General features: G+C 74.9%; 14 protein-coding genes. 8 read left to right on the forward strand and 6 right to left on the reverse strand.

The genetic code is table 11. The annotated features are described in order from the left end of the window. Positions 1–168 precede the first annotated feature (168 nt). The 4 genes from HLI28_RS09985 to mtrA all read right to left on the reverse strand — a co-directional run bounded on the left by HLI28_RS09985 (position 169) and on the right by mtrA (position 5,196). Positions 169–951, reverse strand: a complete 783-nt coding sequence (locus tag HLI28_RS09985) for a ComF family protein (protein WP_343035774.1) — start codon at positions 949–951, stop codon at positions 169–171. Between the two features lie 81 nt (positions 952–1,032). Then, positions 1,033–2,769 carry an LpqB family beta-propeller domain-containing protein gene (locus HLI28_RS09990; protein WP_171247369.1) on the reverse strand — a complete coding sequence of 579 codons (1,737 nt, stop codon included), beginning with the start codon at positions 2,767–2,769 and terminating at the stop codon, positions 1,033–1,035. After that, positions 2,766–4,493: an MtrAB system histidine kinase MtrB gene (gene mtrB / locus HLI28_RS09995; RefSeq protein WP_343035775.1), complete on the reverse strand. Its 1,728-nt coding sequence runs from the start codon at positions 4,491–4,493 to the stop codon at positions 2,766–2,768. Before mtrB ends, HLI28_RS09990 begins: the two co-directional genes overlap by 4 nt. Before the next feature lie 22 nt (positions 4,494–4,515). After that, positions 4,516–5,196, reverse strand: coding sequence for an MtrAB system response regulator MtrA (gene mtrA / locus HLI28_RS10000; protein WP_171247370.1), 681 nt, complete (start codon positions 5,194–5,196; stop codon positions 4,516–4,518). 115 nt (positions 5,197–5,311) lie between these two features. On the opposite strand from mtrA, the gene HLI28_RS10005 reads away from it, so the two are divergent. The 5 genes from HLI28_RS10005 to HLI28_RS10025 all read left to right on the forward strand — a co-directional run bounded on the left by HLI28_RS10005 (position 5,312) and on the right by HLI28_RS10025 (position 10,895). Further along, a complete protein-coding gene (locus tag HLI28_RS10005; RefSeq protein WP_171247371.1) occupies positions 5,312–6,487 on the forward strand; it encodes a DUF7847 domain-containing protein in 1,176 nt (391 codons plus the stop codon). Beyond that, positions 6,484–7,134, forward strand: a complete 651-nt coding sequence (locus HLI28_RS10010) for a DUF4129 domain-containing protein (protein WP_171247372.1) — start codon at positions 6,484–6,486, stop codon at positions 7,132–7,134. Before HLI28_RS10005 ends, HLI28_RS10010 begins: the two co-directional genes overlap by 4 nt. A gap of 2 nt (positions 7,135–7,136) precedes the next feature. Further along, on the forward strand, positions 7,137–8,372 hold the full coding sequence (locus HLI28_RS10015; RefSeq protein WP_171247373.1) for a DUF4350 domain-containing protein: 1,236 nt from the start codon (positions 7,137–7,139) through the stop codon (positions 8,370–8,372). Between the two features lie 152 nt (positions 8,373–8,524). Beyond that, complete coding sequence (locus HLI28_RS10020; protein ID WP_171247419.1) at positions 8,525–9,523, forward strand: AAA family ATPase; 999 nt, start codon at positions 8,525–8,527, stop codon at positions 9,521–9,523. A gap of 1 nt (position 9,524) precedes the next feature. Further along, positions 9,525–10,895, forward strand: a complete 1,371-nt coding sequence (locus HLI28_RS10025; RefSeq protein WP_171247374.1) for a DUF58 domain-containing protein — start codon at positions 9,525–9,527, stop codon at positions 10,893–10,895. A 9-nt stretch (positions 10,896–10,904) separates the two neighbouring features. Here the strand turns inward: HLI28_RS10025 and HLI28_RS10030 are convergent, their stop codons facing one another. After that, positions 10,905–11,894, reverse strand: coding sequence for a stage II sporulation protein M (locus tag HLI28_RS10030; protein WP_171247375.1), 990 nt, complete (start codon positions 11,892–11,894; stop codon positions 10,905–10,907). A 19-nt stretch (positions 11,895–11,913) separates the two neighbouring features. On the opposite strand from HLI28_RS10030, the gene HLI28_RS10035 reads away from it, so the two are divergent. From HLI28_RS10035 to HLI28_RS10045, 3 genes are all read left to right on the forward strand, one after another. Then, the gene (locus HLI28_RS10035; protein ID WP_343035777.1) at positions 11,914–12,777 is read left to right on the forward strand and encodes an RDD family protein; all 864 of its coding nucleotides are present in this window, start codon (positions 11,914–11,916) and stop codon (positions 12,775–12,777) included. A 95-nt stretch (positions 12,778–12,872) separates the two neighbouring features. After that, the gene (locus HLI28_RS10040) at positions 12,873–13,784 is read left to right on the forward strand and encodes an ATP-binding cassette domain-containing protein (protein ID WP_171247376.1); all 912 of its coding nucleotides are present in this window, start codon (positions 12,873–12,875) and stop codon (positions 13,782–13,784) included. Further along, the gene (locus tag HLI28_RS10045) at positions 13,781–15,367 is read left to right on the forward strand and encodes an ABC transporter permease (protein ID WP_171247377.1); all 1,587 of its coding nucleotides are present in this window, start codon (positions 13,781–13,783) and stop codon (positions 15,365–15,367) included. The genes HLI28_RS10040 and HLI28_RS10045 overlap by 4 nt, the downstream gene beginning before the upstream one ends. 3 nt (positions 15,368–15,370) lie before the next feature. Here the strand turns inward: HLI28_RS10045 and ahcY are convergent, their stop codons facing one another. Then, positions 15,371–16,903 carry an adenosylhomocysteinase gene (ahcY, locus tag HLI28_RS10050; RefSeq protein ID WP_216077586.1) on the reverse strand — a complete coding sequence of 511 codons (1,533 nt, stop codon included), beginning with the start codon at positions 16,901–16,903 and terminating at the stop codon, positions 15,371–15,373. Positions 16,904–16,932: the final 29 nt, after the last annotated feature.

Genomic DNA, 16,932 nt, shown 5'->3' on the forward strand with positions numbered 1-16,932 from the left:
TCATCAGATGGCCGCCGCGCCTCGCACGGTCGGCCGGATCGGGCTGTCTGGGCACCGTTGCCGGTGCCGGGTGGGCACCACCTCCCGGGTGCCGGGCCGCTGCCCGGTCCGCTCGTGCGATGCGACGTCCGTCCCGCTGGTGCGGTGGGGCGTCGTCGGGTTCTCACATTAACCCCAAGGTGACCCGAGGGTGAACTGCTGGCGAGGATCCGTCGTCGCACGTCGGCCGCTGCCTCCCGGCGGCGGCGTCGCCGCCAGCACGAACGCGCCGACGACGGCCCGGCCGGCCCGCTCGAGAACCTCCTCGGCCGCGGCGAGGGTCGCGCCCGTGGTGAGCACGTCGTCCACGAGGACGCACCGGCGCACGGCTCGCGAGGGCCGCTCGCGCAGCACCAGCGCGGACGCGAGGTTCCGTCCGCGCTCCCGCGCGCCGAGCCCGACCTGGTCGCGCGACGGACGACGACGCAGCGCGGCGACCGGCTCCGCACGCACGCCGCCGGCGGTCAGCCCCCGGGCGACCGCCGCGGCGAGGGACCGCACCGGTTCCCGTCCCCGGCGCCACCGAGCCCCCGGCGACGAGGGCACCGGCACAACGGCGAGGGGACCACCCGTGGCGACGGCGGCGAGCCGCGGGGCGGTGCGCGCGGCCGCCCGCGTCAGGGCCGGCCGGAACAGCCCGTCGAGATCGGCCCGGCCGTGGTCCTTCCACGCCACCACGATCGCCCGGACGTCGTCGGTGCCGTCCGCGAGCGCCCAGACCGGCAGCGGAGCGCGGCCGTCACACCGGTCCAGCCGGGGGGCCCCGCCCTCGGCGCGCCACGGAGCGCCCCCCGCGGCCGTGCGGGCGCAGGACGCGCACCAGCGCACGTCGTGCCTGCCGCAGCCGGGGCAGGCGACGGGGACGACCAGGCGGGCGAGGGCGGTGAGCACCCGGCGGACGATGCCACCCACGACGGCCCCGCCACGCGGCGTCGGGGCGCGCAGCGGCACCCCCGCGGACTCCCGGCTCCTGGGGGTGACCGGAGGGCGGTCTCAGCCCGGGTACGCGACCGCGACCACGCCGCCGGACACGGAGGGCCACAGCGCCGAGCTCTGACGCGTCTGCAGCACACCGCCGGTATCGAGGACCAGCATCGGGCTGGCACCGACCGCGGAGGCCACATGGACGGGCTCGCCCGGGGTCACCAGCTCGCGGGCCCCGGCGTCGGAGGTGCCCGCGAGTCCCCCGATGCCGGCGAGCGAGAGCACCTGGCTCCCGTCCGGGGCACGTCCGAGCAGCACGACGGTGGTCTCGCCGGACCAGTCCGCCGCGGAGACCGAGGGCACGGGTGCGCCGATCCGCCACGGCGTGGACAGCCCCGTCGGGACGTCCTCGGCGTCGCGCTGGATCGCCGCGGCCCACACCTCCCGGCCCTCCGGCCCCTGGACGACCAGCACGACACGTGCGCCCTCGGGCGAGACCCGCACGGAGCGCACCCGGCGGTCCACCAGCCACTCGACCTCCAGGCGTGACGAGGCACCGGCCTCCCGGACCACCCACAGCTCGCCGTCGACGGCCGTCCACACGGTCCCGAAACGGTCGACGGACGGTGGCAGGACGCCCTCGCCGCGCAGCAGCTGGACGGGCTCGGCGTCGGCGGCCACCCGCAGGAGACGGTCGTCGCCGTCCCGCACGACGACGGGGCGGTCCCCCGGGCCCGCGCCGACCGCCGTCAGATCGAGGCCGGCGGTGATCGGCGGCTCGGTGAGCTCGACCAGCTCGGTGCCGGACACCCTGCGCAGCTGTGGTCCCTCTTCGCCCCGGTCGACGACGGCGAGGGCGTCGCCGATCGTGACGGGCCGGGACGGGGCGTCGCTCGCCTGGACGGCGAGCGGGTTGTTGCCGTCCGAGAGCTCGACGCTGCGCCCGTCGCCCTCCCGCAGGGTCTCCTCCAGCTGGGCCACGAGCAACGACCGGTCCTCGGCGGGCGCGGCGGAGATCGCCGAGGTCACCGACACGTCGATGACGCCCCGGTCGTCGACGCTCACCGAGTCGATCGCCAGCGTCGTGCCCTCCGGCACCACGGACACCACGGACTGCTGCAGCGGTTCGGGAGGACCGGCGAGGATCTCCTGGGTCGCGGCCGTGCGCCAGGACTGCTCGGGGTACCAGCGCACGTCCGGCACCCACCAGCGGCGGTCCGGCGTCGGGTAGTACAGGGTCGTGCGGTGGAACGCCTCCGCGAGGAAGTTGGCCAGCACCAGCAGGCCGTCCTCGAGCCCGGTGATCCGCCACTCGCCGTCGGTGCCGCGGGACAGGTCGTAGGAGAGGTCGACCGCGCTCGGTTCGGGCAGCTCGGTGTACGCGCCGGTCTCGTCGATGCTGGCGGCGACCAGGGCCTCGCCGTGGACCGAGGTCGTCGCCGAGGCGTCGTCGTACTCCTCGACGGTCCAGTCGGGGTACTCCGTGAGCACCAGCACCGGCGCGCCGTGGTTCCACTGCGACCAGGCGACGGGCGTCAGGTACTCCCGCGCGACGGCGAACGTGTTGGCCGAGGCCGGCCCGAACTGCGCCACGGAGACGAAGTCCTGGACGATCTGCTGCGGGTCCGCGCCCGGTGACGGTCCCTGCACGTTGAAACCGACGTCGACCGGGGTGTCGACCCGGACCTCGCCCTGCATGACGTCGCCCGAGGTCGGCATCGATGCGCAGCCGACGAGGGCGAGCGCCGCCGCGACGAGTCCCGCCAGCGCGGCCGCGGCCCTCCGTGGTGTCCGGTGCACGGTCATGGGGTCTCCTCGTGGCTCGCCGAGAGGTCGGGGATCGCCGTCGGCGTCGGTCCGGTCGGTGGGTTGACCACCGGGACCTGCCCCGTCTCCAGCAGCCGCTCGCCCGAGCGGTCGGGTCCTTCGAGGGGCAGGGGCGACCCGGTCAGCCGGATGCCGGCCCGGCGCGGCAGCGTGAGGCGGAAGCTGGCCCCCGCGCCGGGGCTGCCCCAGGCCTGCAGCCGGCCGGCGTGCAGCCGGGCGTCCTCCTGCGAGATGGCCAGGCCCAGCCCCGTCCCGCCCGTGGTGCGCGCGCGGGCGGGGTCCGCGCGCCAGAACCGGTCGAAGACCCGGTTGAGCTCGTCGGGGGTCAGTCCGATCCCGTGGTCGCGGACCACCACGGCGACCGCCTCGTCGTCGCCGCCCACCGTGACCTCGACGGGGTTGCCCTCGGCGTGCTCGACGGCGTTCACCACCAGGTTGCGCAGGATGCGCTCGACGCGGCGCGGGTCGATGTCGGCGCGGACCGGCTCCCCCGGCATGTCCACCGACAGGAACACACCCTTGCTCTCGGCCAGCGGGGCCGCGGTGTCGACGACGGCGGTCACGACGTCGCGCAGGTCCCGGTGCTCGACGTCCAGCACCGCCGCGCCGGCGTCGAACCGGCTGATCTCCAGCAGGTCGGTGAGCAGCTCCTCGAACCGGTCGAGCTGGGTCTGCAGCAGCTCCGCCGACCGGCGGGCCGCCGGGTCGAGGTCGTCGCGGGCGGCGTAGATGACCTCACCGGCCATCCGCACGGTGGTCAGCGGGGTCCGCAGCTCGTGCGAGACGTCGGAGACGAACCGGCGCTGGGAGGTCGACAGCTCCTCCATGCGCGCGATCTGGTCCTCGAGGCTGGCGGCCATCTCGTTGAAGGTCCGCGCCAGGGTGGCCATCTCGTCCTGCCCGCGGGAACCGGGCATGCGCACGTCCAGGTGTCCCTCCCCGAGCCGCGACGCGGCGGTCGCCGCGCGGCGCACCGGCGCCACGGTCTGGCGGGTCACGGTCCAGGTGAGCAGCCCGATCATCGCGATGATGACCGCCGCCCCGATCGCGAGGGTGCGCTGCACGAATCGCAGGGTCTCCTGCTGGGAGGCGAGCGAGTACAGCGCGTACAGCTCGTAGGTCCCCGCAGAGGCCAGCTCGACCGTGGTGCCGAACACGACACCCGGCTCGTCGGCCCCGGACTCGCTGTACGCGGCCGGGATGAGCACCGACTGCAGCACGGGACCGTCGGTCGTGAGCGTGGCCTCGCGCAGCGCGGGGCTCACGACGTCCCGCACGGAGAGGTCCTGCCGGGACGACGGGTCGACGAGCGGCAGGCTCTGGTCCGGCGCCTGGCGCAGGAAGTAGTCCTGCGCGCTCGAGCCGATCGCGCTGAGGCCGAGGATCACGTCGCGCAGCAAGGACTGCTGCTCCCCGATCGTCGTGGCCGTCGACGCGCTGAACCGCGACTGGGTCTCCTGGACCAGCGCGGCGTTCTCCGCCTCGATCTGCTCGATGCGCTGCTCGAACAGCCCGTCCCGGATGGAGTCCGACAGGAACAGCCCCAGGACCACGACCACCAGCACTCCGAGGGCGAGCGCGGTGGTGACCACGCGGACCTGCATCGAGGAGCGCCAGCGCAGCACGAGCGAGCGCACCCCGGCGACGAACGGGTTCTGCGGATCGCCGGAGGGGGCCTCCGCCGCGGTGACGTCGTCGGGCACGGCCGAACGACCCGCCGGCTCGTCAGCGGGCGGCACCGGCCTTGTAGCCCACGCCCCGGACCGTCTGGACGACCTCAGGGTTCTCGGGGTCCTTCTCGATCTTCGACCGCAGCCGCTGGACGTGGACGTTCACCAGGCGGGTGTCGGCACTGTGGCGGTAGCCCCAGACCTTCTCGAGGAGCACCTCACGGGTGAAGACCTGCCACGGCTTGCGCGCCAGCTCCACGAGCAGGTCGAACTCCAGCGGCGTCAGGCTGATGCGCTCGCCGTCCCGGGTCACCGCGTGCCCGGTGACGTCGATCTCGACGTCACCGATCTTCAGCCGCTCGGGACCCGGCTCGTCGGAGCGGCGCAGCCGGGCCCGGACCCGCGCGACCAGCTCCTTCGGCTTGAACGGCTTGGTCACGTAGTCGTCGGCGCCGGACTCCAGGCCGAGCACCACGTCGACGGTGTCCGTCTTGGCCGTCAGCATGATGATGGGCACGCCCGACTCGCCGCGGATCTCCCGGGCGATCTCGATGCCGTCCTTGCCGGGGAGCATCAGGTCGAGCAGCACCAGGTCGGGTTGCATGGACCGGAACTGGCCGATGGCCTCGTCACCGTCGGCGCAGAAGCTCGTCTCGAACCCCTCCGACTCCAGGACGATGCCGATCATCTCGGACAGCGCGGTGTCGTCGTCGACCACCAGGACACGGGACCTCATGGCGACAGTCTGCCAGGTGGCGCGGACAGGCACGTCGGGGCGCGCCCGTGGAACCCTGGAGGCTATAGGGTCGGTGGCGGTCCCGCACCGCCCGTGTCTCGTCCGAGGAGTCCACATGAGCTCGCCCGACCAGCCGACCCCGCCCTCGGGCTGGGGCGAGGCGCCGCGCCCGCCCGCGTACGGGCAGTACGGCCCGGGCCAGTACGGCGGCGGGTCCGGTCAGTACGACAGCGGGACGCAGGCCACGCCGCCCTCGCCCTACGGCCCGGCGGCGAGCAAGCCCGGCGTGGTCCCGTTGCGGCCGCTGTCGCTCGGCGAGATCTTCGACGGGTCGTTCTCCTCGGTCCGGCACAACCCGGCCGTGATGCTCGGGCTGGTCAGCCTCGTCGTCGTCATCGCCACGGCGGTCGGCACGATCCTCGCCCAGGTCGCCGTCCCCTGGCTGACCGGCCAGATCGGCGCGCTGCCGGCCGAGGACCCGGAGCTCGGGATGCTGTTCCCCGACGCCGGTTCCCTCGCCCAGGTCATCGCGATCTCCGTCGGCATGTCGCTCACGCTCGTCGTGGCGCAGCCGATCGCCGAGGGCGTCGTGACCGTGTCCGTGAGCCAGTCGGTGATCGGCCGCAAGCTGTCGGTCGGGGAGGTCTGGACGCGGGTACGGCCCCGCCTCGGCGTCCTCATCGGCTGGATGGTGCTGCGCACGATCGGTCTCTTCGTCGGGTACGTCGCCGTCGTGGTGGTCGGCGTCCTCGTCGTGGCCGGCACGAACGCCGCCACCGGGTCGACGGGCGCCACGGTGCTCGTCGGCCTCGCCTGCCTCGCCGCGGTCGTCGCCGGGGCGCTGTGGCTGTGGGTCCGGCTGCTGCTGGTCGCCCCGGCCCTCGTCCTCGAGGGGCGGGGCCTGGGCCGCACGCTGGCCCGCGCCTGGCGACTCACGCGCGGCAGCTACTGGCGCATCCTCGGCACCATCCTGCTGGCCAGCATCATCGCCTTCCTGGCCGGTCAGGTCGTCGGTGTCCCGCTCGCCTTCGCCGGCCAGTCGATCGACGGCCCCCTCGTCTTCGGGTGGGGCTACCTCCTGGCCACGGTCGTCGCCTCGGTCCTGTCGACCCTCATCTACCTGATCTTCGTCTCCGGCGTGGTGGCACTGGTCTACACCGACGTGCGGATGCGCCGCGAGGGTCTCGACGTCCGCCTCGCGCAGGCGGCTGAACGCGCCGCGGCACCGGAGGGCCCCGGCGGCCCGACGGCACCGGGCACCCCGCCTCCGGGGCCCGCCGGCCAGTGGTGACCGGCCACACCGCGGCGGTCCTTGCCGAGGTGCCCGTCGACCCCGACCGGGAGACGGCGCGTCGCTGGCTGGTCGAGGAGCTCTCGCGGCCCGAGTACGCGCAGGACCAGTCGTGGCTGATGCGCCTGCTGGAGTGGTTCCTCGGGCTGTTCGACGGCGTCGGTGCCGTCGACGCCGACCCCCTGGTGCTCGCCGCCGTGATCGTCGCCCTCGCCGCCGTGGTCGTGGGGGTCGCCTGGTGGGTCGCCGGCCCCGCCCGGCTCCGTCGCCGCTCCGCGGCCCGCTCGGTCGTCGTGCACGAGGACGACACCCGCACCGCGGCCGAGATGCGTCGTGCGGCCGACGACGCGGCCGCACGGAAGGACTGGGACACCGCCGTCCTGGAGCGTTTCCGCGCCGTCGTGCGCGTGCTCGAGGAGCGCGCCGTGCTGGACGAGCGCGCCGGCCGGACCGCCCAGGAAGCCGCACGGGACGCCGGCGACCGCGTGCCGGAGCTCGCCGACCCGCTGGGCGCCGCCGCCCGGCTGTTCGACGCCGTCTGCTACGGCCACCGGCCGGCGGGCCGCGCCGACGACGACCGGCTGCGCACCCTGGACGAGCGGGCGTCCGCCGCACGCCCCGCCCCGACGACGGCCGGTGCCTCGTGACCGTGCCCGCCACCGAGACCACCGGGACCTGGACGTCGACCGCCACCGGGGACGGCAGCACGCTCGGCTCCCGCACCCGGCGACGATGGCGCCGGGTCCGCTGGACGCTGCTGGTGCTGCTGAGCCTCGCGGCGCTCGTGGCCGTGCTGGCCCTGCTGCGCCCACCCACCTCGACCACGCCCTACGACGTCGAGAACACCCGGGACGACGGCTCCCGGGCGCTGGCCCAGGTGCTGCAGCAGCAGGGCGTCTCCGTCGTCCAGGTCGACCGTGTCGACGACGCGGTGGCCGCGGCCGGTCCGGGCACCACCGTGCTCGTCCCGCCGTCGCCCTTCCTGCGTCCCGAACAGGCGGAGCTGCTGGCCACGGCCGCCGGCGACGTCGTCGTCGCGGAGGCGGGGCGTGCCCTGCTGGAGGCCGTGTCCGGCGGGACCATCGCCCTGGACGAGCAGGCGTCGGCTCCCGAGGCTCCCCGACCCGCCGAGTGCGACGCACCGGCCGCCGTCGCCGCGGGGCCGTCCCGGCTGGCACCGGGACTCCTCGTCGCCGGCGACCTGGTGGCCGGCTGCTGGCCCGTCCCCGACGGACGCCAGGTGGCCCTGGCCACCACGGTCCGGGACGGTCGGTCGGTCACGGCCGTCGCCGACGCCGCCTTCCTGCGCAACGGCGACGTCCTGACCGACGGGAACGCCGCGCTCGCCCTGCACCTGCTCGGCGCCCAGGAGCGACTGGTCTGGCTGGTCCAGCACCCCGCGGACGATAGTGCGCTCGGGGGCACGTCGCCGAGCGGCCCCGGCGCGCCCGGTGAGGGTGCCGGGCTGCTGGACCTCGTGCCGCCGTGGTTCGCGGCCGTGGCGTGGTGGGCCCTGCTGGTGGCGGCCGTCGCCGCGGTCTGGCGCGCGCGTCGCCTCGGCCCGCTGCTCGTCGAGGACCTGCCGGTCGTGGTGCCGGCCGCGGAGGCGACCCGTGGACGCGGGCGGCTCTACCGGCGGGCCCGGTCCCGCGGGCACGCCGCGGCGGCCCTGCGCGCGGCGACCGCCGACCGGATCGCTCGCCGCCTCGGGTTGCCCCGGTCCGCCGGGGGCGACACCGTGGTCGCCGCCGTGGAGCGTGCCACGGGCCGCGACCCGCACGACGTCTCCGCCCTGCTGTACGGATCACCCCCGGCCGACGACGTGGCGCTCACCGAGCTCGCCTGCCGGCTCGACACCCTGGAGAGCGAGGTTCACCGACCGTGACCCACCCCGACGAGAACCTGTCCGCCGGCACCCCGCGGGAGCACCCGGTCGAGACCGCCGAGCCGAGCCCGGACACCCCCGGCACGGAGTCCCCGGCCCCCGGCACGGACCCCGACACCCTCGCGCCGGGCGCCGACCCCGGCGGCCGCGAGGTGACGTCCCCCGACGGGCCCGACGACGCCCCGGCGACCCCGGAGCCGTCGCTCGAGCTGCGCCGCGCCCTGGCGGCCGTGCGGACCGAGGTCGGCCGCGGCGTCGTCGGCCAGGACTCGGCGGTGACGAGCCTGCTGATCGCCCTGCTGTGCTCGGGCCACGTGCTGCTCGAGGGCGTGCCCGGAGTCGCCAAGACGCTGCTCGTGCGGTCGCTGGCCGCGGCGCTCGACCTGGACTCCAAGCGGGTTCAGTTCACCCCCGACCTCATGCCCGGCGACGTCACCGGATCGCTGGTGTACGACGCCCGCACCGCCGAGTTCTCGTTCCGCGAGGGACCGGTGTTCACCAACCTGCTGCTCGCCGACGAGATCAACCGCACCCCGCCCAAGACGCAGGCCTCCCTGCTCGAGGCCATGGAGGAGCGGCAGGTCTCCGTCGACGGCACTCCGCGGCACCTGCCGGAGCCGTTCGTCGTCGTGGCCACCCAGAACCCCGTCGAGCACGAGGGCACGTACCCGCTGCCCGAGGCCCAGCTCGACCGGTTCCTGCTGAAGGTGCTGCTCCCCCTGCCGGAGCGGGACAGCGAGATCGAGGTCCTGGCGCGGCACGCCGCCGGGTTCGACCCGCGCGACCTGGCCGCCGCGGGCGTGCACGCCGTGGCCGGCCCGGAGACCCTCGCCGCGGCGCGCGCGGAGGTCCGCCAGGTCGAGGTCGCCCCCGAGGTGCTCGGCTACGCCGTCGACGTGTGCCGCGCCACCCGCCAGTCGCCGTCCCTGCAGCTCGGTGTCTCCCCCCGCGGTGCGACCGCACTCCTCGCCGCCTCCCGTGCCTGGGCCTGGCTGTCGGGCCGGATGTACGTCACGCCCGACGACGTCAAGGCCCTGGCCTTCCCGACGCTGCGGCACCGGGTCCAGCTGCGTCCCGAGGCCGAGCTGGAGGGTGTGACCGCCGAGTCCGTGCTCGGCACCGTGCTCGCCGCCGTCCCGGTCCCGCGCTGACATGGTGCTCACCTGGCGCGCCGTGGTGCTGGCTGCGGTGGGCGCCGTCCCGGTCGCGCTGTGGCCCGTGCCGGGGGTCGTGCTGGTCTGGCTGCTGGTCGTGGCCGCCGTGTGCGCTCTCGACGTCGCGCTGGCCGCCTCGCCCCGGCAGGTCACCGTGCAGCGCACGGTCCCGACGTCGGTCCGGCTGGGCACGCCGGTGGACTCACGCCTGGTGGTGACGAACGCCGCCGGGCGGCGGCTGCGCGCCGTCGTCCGCGATGCCTGGCCGCCCTCGCTGGCCGCGCGGGACGACAGCGGTTCGCGACAGACCCACACGGACCCGTCCCGGCCGGTCCGCGACGCCCGGCACCCGGTCGACCTCGCTCCCGGCGACTCCGTGCGGCTGCGCACGCCGCTGCTGCCCACGCGCCGCGGCGACCGGTACGCCGGACCCGTCACGGTCCGCACGCTCGGGCCGCTCCGGGTCGCCGGCCGGCAGGCTGCGATCCCCGTGGGCGGCCGCGTGCGCGTCCTGCCGGAGTTCACCTCCCGGCGCCACCTGCCGAGCCGTCTGGCCCGGCTGCGGGAGATGGACGGCCGCGCCGCCGTCCAGGTGCGCGGCGAGGGCACGGAGTTCGACTCGCTGCGCGAGTACGTGGTCGGTGACGACGTCCGGTCCATCGACTGGCGCGCCACCGCGCGGGGCGGCGACGTGGTGGTGCGCACCTGGCGTCCGGAGCGGGACCGCCGTGTCGTCGTGGTGCTGGACACCGGCCGGACCTCGGCGGCGCGGATCGGCACCGTCGACGACGGGTCCGTGAACGTCGGCGGCACCCGCTTCGAGGCGAGCGTGGAGGCGGCCCTGCTGCTGGGCGCGCTGGCCGACCGGGCCGGCGACCGCGTCCAGGTGCTCGCCTACGACCGCACCGTGCGCGCCCGGGTCGCCGGGGCCTCGGGGCCGCGGCTGCTGCCCGCGATGGCCGACGCGCTGGCCGCCGTCGAGCCGGTCCTGCTCGAGACGGACTGGACCGGGCTGGTGGGCCAGGTCCGGGCTCGGGTGAGCCAGCGGTCGCTCGTGGTGCTGCTCACCTCGCTGGACCCCGCGGCGGTGGAGACCGGCCTGCTGCCCGTCGTGGACCGGCTCACCGGGACCCACCAGGTCGTGGTGGCGGCCGTCGCCGACGCCGACGTCACGACGCTGGCGGCCGGCCGGGACACCGTCGAGGAGGTGTACGACGCGGCCGCGGCCTCCCGGGGGGACCTGGACCGGTCCGCGGTGGCGGCGGTGCTGCGGCAGCACGGCGCCGAGGTGCTCGAGGCCCTGCCGGACCAGCTGGCGCCGCGCCTGGCCGACACCTACCTCGCGCTCAAGGCCGCCGGGCGGCTCTGAGCCGCCCGGTCAGCCGGCGGTGGGCAGCACCGCGCCGGCGCGGTCGGCATCGAGGTCGCCCGTCTCCCCCGCGGTCACGGCGCGGCGTCCCAGGACGAGGAAGTACGCGAGGAAGGCCGCGAGCGCGAGCGCTCCGATCGTGATCTTCAGCCACCACGGCAGCGCGGAACCCGTCACGAAGCCCTCGACCAGTCCGGACAGGCCGAGCGCGGCGGCGAGTCCCACGACCACGGTGATCATCGCGCGCCCCTCGGCGGCGAGCGCCACGACCCGCCGCCGCGGGCCAGGGTCGACCCAGGTCCAGAACAGCTTGAGCCCGGCGGCACCGGCCACGAAGATGCTGGTCAGCTCCAGCAACCCGTGCGGGGCGATGAGCTGCAGGAACAGCGGCAGCTCGCCGTGGGCGGCCATCATGCCGCCGGTGGCCCCGATCTGGACCGCGTTGTTGCCCAGCACGAACACCGGGAACACCCCGGTGATGCCGGTCGCGATCGTCTGGGCGGCGATCCAGGCGTTGTTGGTCCACACCATCGCCGCGAAGGAGAGCTGCGGGTCGTAGTAGGACGCGAACGCCTCGTCGACGTACTGCTGGCGCTGGGAGGGCGTCCCCATCGCCGCGAGCGCGTCGGGGTCGACGGCGACCCAGACCCCGGCGGTGACGGCCACGGCGAGGAAGGCGACGGTGACGGCGAGGATCCACCACCGGATCCGGTAGAGCGCGGCCGGGACCGACACGACGGCGAACCGGACGACGTCCGACCAGGCCGGCTCGTGCGAGCCGGCGATCTTGGTGCGGGCCCGGGTGAGCAGCTCCGACAGCCGGGTGACGGTCGCGGGGTCCGGTGCCGCCGACCGCACCGTGGACAGATGGGTGGCGACGGCCTGGTAGAGGCGGACGATCTCGTCCGCCTCGGCACCGTCGAGCCGCCGGCGCTTCGACAGCTCCGCCAGGCGGTCCCACTCCGGGCGGTGCACGGCGGTGAAGGCGTCCAGGTCCACGGCCGATACCCTGCCACATGTGGCGACGCACCGAGCGGACGGAAGCACCGTGACCGACGGCATCCTCATCGGCGAGGGCGTGCTGCTCGACGCCCGGCCGGCCTCGTTCGCCTCCCGGTCGGCGGGGGCGCTCATCGACGTGGCGGTGACGATCGGCGGGCTCGTGCTGGCGATCTGGGTCGTCACGGGGATCCTCGTCTGGCAGTCCGACGTCGCGGCGGCGTCGCAGTGGGGACGGGCGGCCGTGATCGCGATCGTCGTGCTGCTGCTCGTCGTGCTGCCGACCACCGTGGAGACGCTCACGCGCGGACGGTCGCTCGGCAAGCTCGCCACCGGGCTGCGGGTGGTGCGCGACGACGGCGGCCCGGTCCGGGTGCGGCACGCGCTGGTCCGGTCCCTGGTGGGGGTCTTCGAGATCTGGCTGACGGCGGGCTCGGTCGCGGTCATCACCTCGCTGGCCAACGCCCGCGGGAAGCGTCTCGGCGATCTTCTGGCGGGCACCTACGCGGTCCGGGTCCGCGGTGCGCGCAGCTGGGAGCAGCCGCTGGTCATGTCCCCGGCCCTGGCCACCTGGGCCCGGTCGGCCGACATCCGACGCCTGCCCGACGGCCTGGCGCTGCGCGCCCGGCAGGTGCTGGACCGCGCCCCCCGGCTGGCCCCGGCGTCGCGCGCGCGGCTGACCGACGAGCTGGCCGCCCAGATGGAGGCCTACGTGGCCCCGGGGCCGCCGTCCGGCACCCCGGCCGAGTCGTTCCTGCACGCGGTGCTCCACGAGCGCCGCGACCGGGAGCTGGCACGGGGCCGCCAGGAGCAGGAACGGGCGGTGGCGCAGGCGGCGTCCCTGCACCGGCTGCCCTACGGCGTCCCCGACCCCCGGAACTGACCCGGCCCCGCACCCGCCTCCGACCTGGGCGAGCGCGCCGCGCCGGGAGTACCGTCGCTGACAAACGGGCAGTGACCGACAGGCGAGGAGCAGGCGTGTCCGACCCCGTGCTCGACATCTCCGGGCTCGTCAAGACGTTCGGCTCGTTCCGCGCGCTCGACGGGCTGGACCTCCGCCTCGAGGCCGGGGAGGTGCGCGGGTTCCTCGGGCCCAACGGCGCCGGGAAGACCACGACCCTGCGTGTCGTGCTCGGCATGATCCGCGCCTCGGGAGGGCGGGTGCGGCTCTTCGGCCAGGACCCGTGGCGCCGGGCGGTACGCCTGCACCGGCGGCTCACCTACGTGCCGGGTGACGTCGCCCTGTGGCCCGGCCTGACCGGCGGGCAGTGCATCGACGTGCTCGGCGCGTCCGGGCCGCCGCTGGACCCGGCGCGGCGCGCCGAGCTCGTCGACCGGTTCGACCTCGACCCCACCAAGCGGGTGCGCGACTACTCCCGCGGGAACCGGCAGAAGGTCGCCCTCGTCGCCGCCCTCGCCGCACGGGCCGACCTCTTCGTGCTGGACGAGCCCACGGCGGGCCTCGACCCTCTGATGGAGGAGGTCTTCCGCGAGTGCGTCACCGAACGGGTGTCCGACGGCGCCGCGGTGCTGCTGAGCAGCCACATCCTGTCCGAGGTCGAGGCGCTGTGCTCGACGGTCACGATCATCCGCCGCGGCCGGACCGTCAAGGCCGGATCCGTCGCGGAGCTGCGGGGTCTCGCCCGCACCACGGTGCGCGCGGTCGTGCCGGGAACCCCGCCCGACCTCGACCGGTTCGACCTGCACGACCTCAAGGTCTCCCCCGTGTCCGACGGCGGGTCGGGTCGCGAGATCACCTTCACCGTGGAGCCCGACCAGCTGGACCGCGTGCTGCGCCCGCTCGTCGACGGGGGGCTCCGGGGGCTCACGGTCCGTCCGCCCAGCCTGGACGAGCTGTTCCTGTCCGAGTACGACGAGGCACCGGCATGACCGGACGGACGGGCGACGGGCTGGGCACGGTGCTGCGGCTCCAGCTGCGCACCGGCTGGAAGGCTCTGGTGGCCTGGGTCGGCGGCATCGTCGGCACCTACGCCGCGACGGTCGCCGCCATCGACACCACCTACGGCACCACGGAGCAGCTCGCGACCTACGAGGCGACCGTGGGGTCGGACCCGACGATGGCCGCCATCAACGGCACGCCGTACGGCGCCGACACCCTCGGTGGCGTGGCCGCCAACGAGTTCGGGTTCATCGCCGCCATCGCGGTGCCCCTCATGGGCCTCCTGCTCGTGGCACGTTCCACCCGCGCCGCCGAGGAGAACGGCCTGCTCGAACTGCTGCGGTCGCGGGCGATCGGCTCCCGCGCCCCGTGGGTGGCCGCGCTGCTCGTCACCGCGAGCGCCCTGCTCCTCGTCGGGCTCGGCATGGTCGTCTCGCTGACGGCCTACGGCGTCGACCTCGCCGACGCCGTCCTCTACGGCGCGTCCGTGACCGCCCTCGGCTTCGTCTTCGCCGGCCTGGCGACCCTGGCGGGCCAGCTCCTGCGCCGGTCCGCCGGTGTCATCGCCGTGGGCGTCGTCGTGCTGGGCGTCGCCTACGTCTTCCGGGCGATCGGCGACGTCGAGGACAACGGCTGGAAGTGGCTGTCCCCGCTCGCCTGGCAGCAGGAGACCCGGCCGTTCACCGACGACCCCCGGGTCTGGCCGCTGCTGCTCGCCCTCGGCGCGGCGACGACCCTCGGCGCGCTCGGCCTCGCACTCGTCGGCCGTCGTGACCTGGGCAGCGCGATGGTGACGAGTCGGCCCGGGCCGGCCTCCGCCGGGAGGTTCCTGACGACCGGACCGGGGCTCGCGCTGCGCCGCCACGGCGCGACCCTCGTCGCCTGGCTGGTGGGCGCCGCCCTGGTCGGCGCGATGATGGGCGCCTTCACCGACGACATCGCGGACGTCGTGGCGGCGAACCCGGAGCTGACCGAGATGTTCTCCGCTGGTGTCGTCGGGGACCCGACGAGCTGGTACGTGTCGTTCACGCTGGTGCTGGTCATGCTCATGGCCTTCGGGGCGTCCGCCCAGGTCCTGGCCCGCGTGCGGCGCGAGGAGACGCACGGCCGCCTCGAGGCCGTGCTGGCCCTGTCCGTGCGCCGGACGACGTGGCTGGGCACCCACGCCGCCGTCGCGGTGCTCGGCGGTGCGCTCGTGGCCCTGGCGGGTGGGGCCGGGCTGGCCGCGACCACCGCTCGTACCACCGGCGACGACGCGGGAGCGCTGGTCGCGACGGTGCAGTACCTGCCCGCCGTGGTGGTCGTCGCCGCGCTCGGGGTGGCGCTGCTCGGGCTGCTGCCCCGTGCGCTGGCGCTGATGTGGGTCGCGATCGCCTATATCGCGGTCGTCGAGACCCTCGGCGAGACCCTGAGCATGCCGGACGCGGCGCTGGAGGTCTCCCCCCTGCACGCCATCGGCCGCCTCCCGACCGAAGACCCGACGGGCGGCGCGGTGACGGTCGTCGGGGCCGTCGCGGTGGCGCTGCTCATCGCCGGTCTGGCCGGCTTCCGCCACCGCGACGTGCCCCGCTGAGGCTCAGTACCGGTAGTGCTCCGGCTTGTACGGTCCCTCGACCGGGACGCCGATGTAGTCGGCCTGCTCCTTGCTGAGGTCGGTCAGTCGGACGCCGAGCGCGTCCAGGTGCAGCCGCGCGACCTTCTCGTCGAGCGCCTTGGGCAGCCGGTAGACCTGGCGGGCGTACTGGCGCTCGTCGGCCGGACGGGCCATGTCGGCGAACAGCTCGAGCTGTCCGATGACCTGGTTGGCGAACGAGTTCGACATGACGAACGAGGGGTGGCCGGTGGCGTTGCCCAGGTTGAGCAGCCGTCCCTCGGAGAGCACGATGACCGACCGCTCGGCACGACCTTCGGCGGCGGGCAGCGTCCACTCGTGCACCTGGGGCTTGATCTCGGTCTTGACCACGTCAGGGACCGCCGCGAGGCCGGTCATGTCGATCTCGTTGTCGAAGTGGCCGATGTTGCCGACCACGGCCTTGTCCTTCATCGCCAGCATGTGCTCGACCCGGATGACGTCCTTGTTGCCGGTGGTGGTGACGAAGAAGTCCGCCTCGCCCACGACGTCCTCGAGCCGCGCGACCTGGAACCCGTCCATCGCGGCCTGCAGCGCGCAGATGGGGTCGACCTCGGAGACGATGACCCGGGCGCCCTGGCCGCGGAAGGCCTCGGCGGCCCCCTTGCCGACGTCACCGTAGCCGGCGACGAAGGCGACCTTGCCGCCGATGAGGATGTCCGTGGCGCGGTTGATGCCGTCCGGCAGCGAGTGGCGGATGCCGTACTTGTTGTCGAACTTCGACTTGGTCACCGAGTCGTTGACGTTGATCGCCGGGAACAGCAGCTCACCGGAGTCCGCCAGGTGGTAGAGGCGGTGCACACCGGTCGTGGTCTCCTCGGTGACACCCCCGATCTGCTCGGCGACGCCGGTCCAGCGCAGGGGGTCGATCTCGAGGTCACGGCGCAGCAGGTCCCGCACGACGTTCATCTCGTGCGTGTGGTCCGGCTCCCCGGGCAGCGTGTTCGGCGGCACGGCACCGATGCGCTCGTACTGGAGGCCGAGGTGGACCAGCAGGGTCGCGTCCCCGCCGTCGTCGAGGATCAGGTTCGGGCCCTCGCCCTCGGGCCACACCAGGATCTGCTGCGTGCAGTCCCAGTACTCCTCGAGCGTCTCGCCCTTCCAGGCGAAGACGGGCACGCCCCGCGGGTCCTCCGGGGTGCCGTCGGGGCCGACGACGACGGCGGCCGCCGCCTCGTCCTGGGTGCTGAAGATGTTGCAGCTCGCCCAGCGCACCTCGGCGCCGAGCGCGGTCAGCGTCTCGATGAGCACGGCGGTCTGCACGGTCATGTGCAGCGACCCGGCGATGCGGGCGCCGGCCAGCGGCCGCGCCTCGCCGTACTCGGCGCGCAGCGCCATGAGGCCGGGCATCTCGTGCTCGGCGAGCCGGATCTGGTGCCGGCCGGACTCCGCCAGCGCGAGCGAGCGGACCTTGTAGCGGCCCGGCACCTCGTCGAAGCCGGCGGCCGGTCGGCCGGTGGTCGCAGCGGTGTCGGTCATGGGTGCCCTCCTGGGACGTCGTGGGTCTC

Source organism: Isoptericola sediminis, from assembly GCF_013085345.1.
Taxonomy (GTDB): domain Bacteria; phylum Actinomycetota; class Actinomycetes; order Actinomycetales; family Cellulomonadaceae; genus Isoptericola; species Isoptericola sediminis.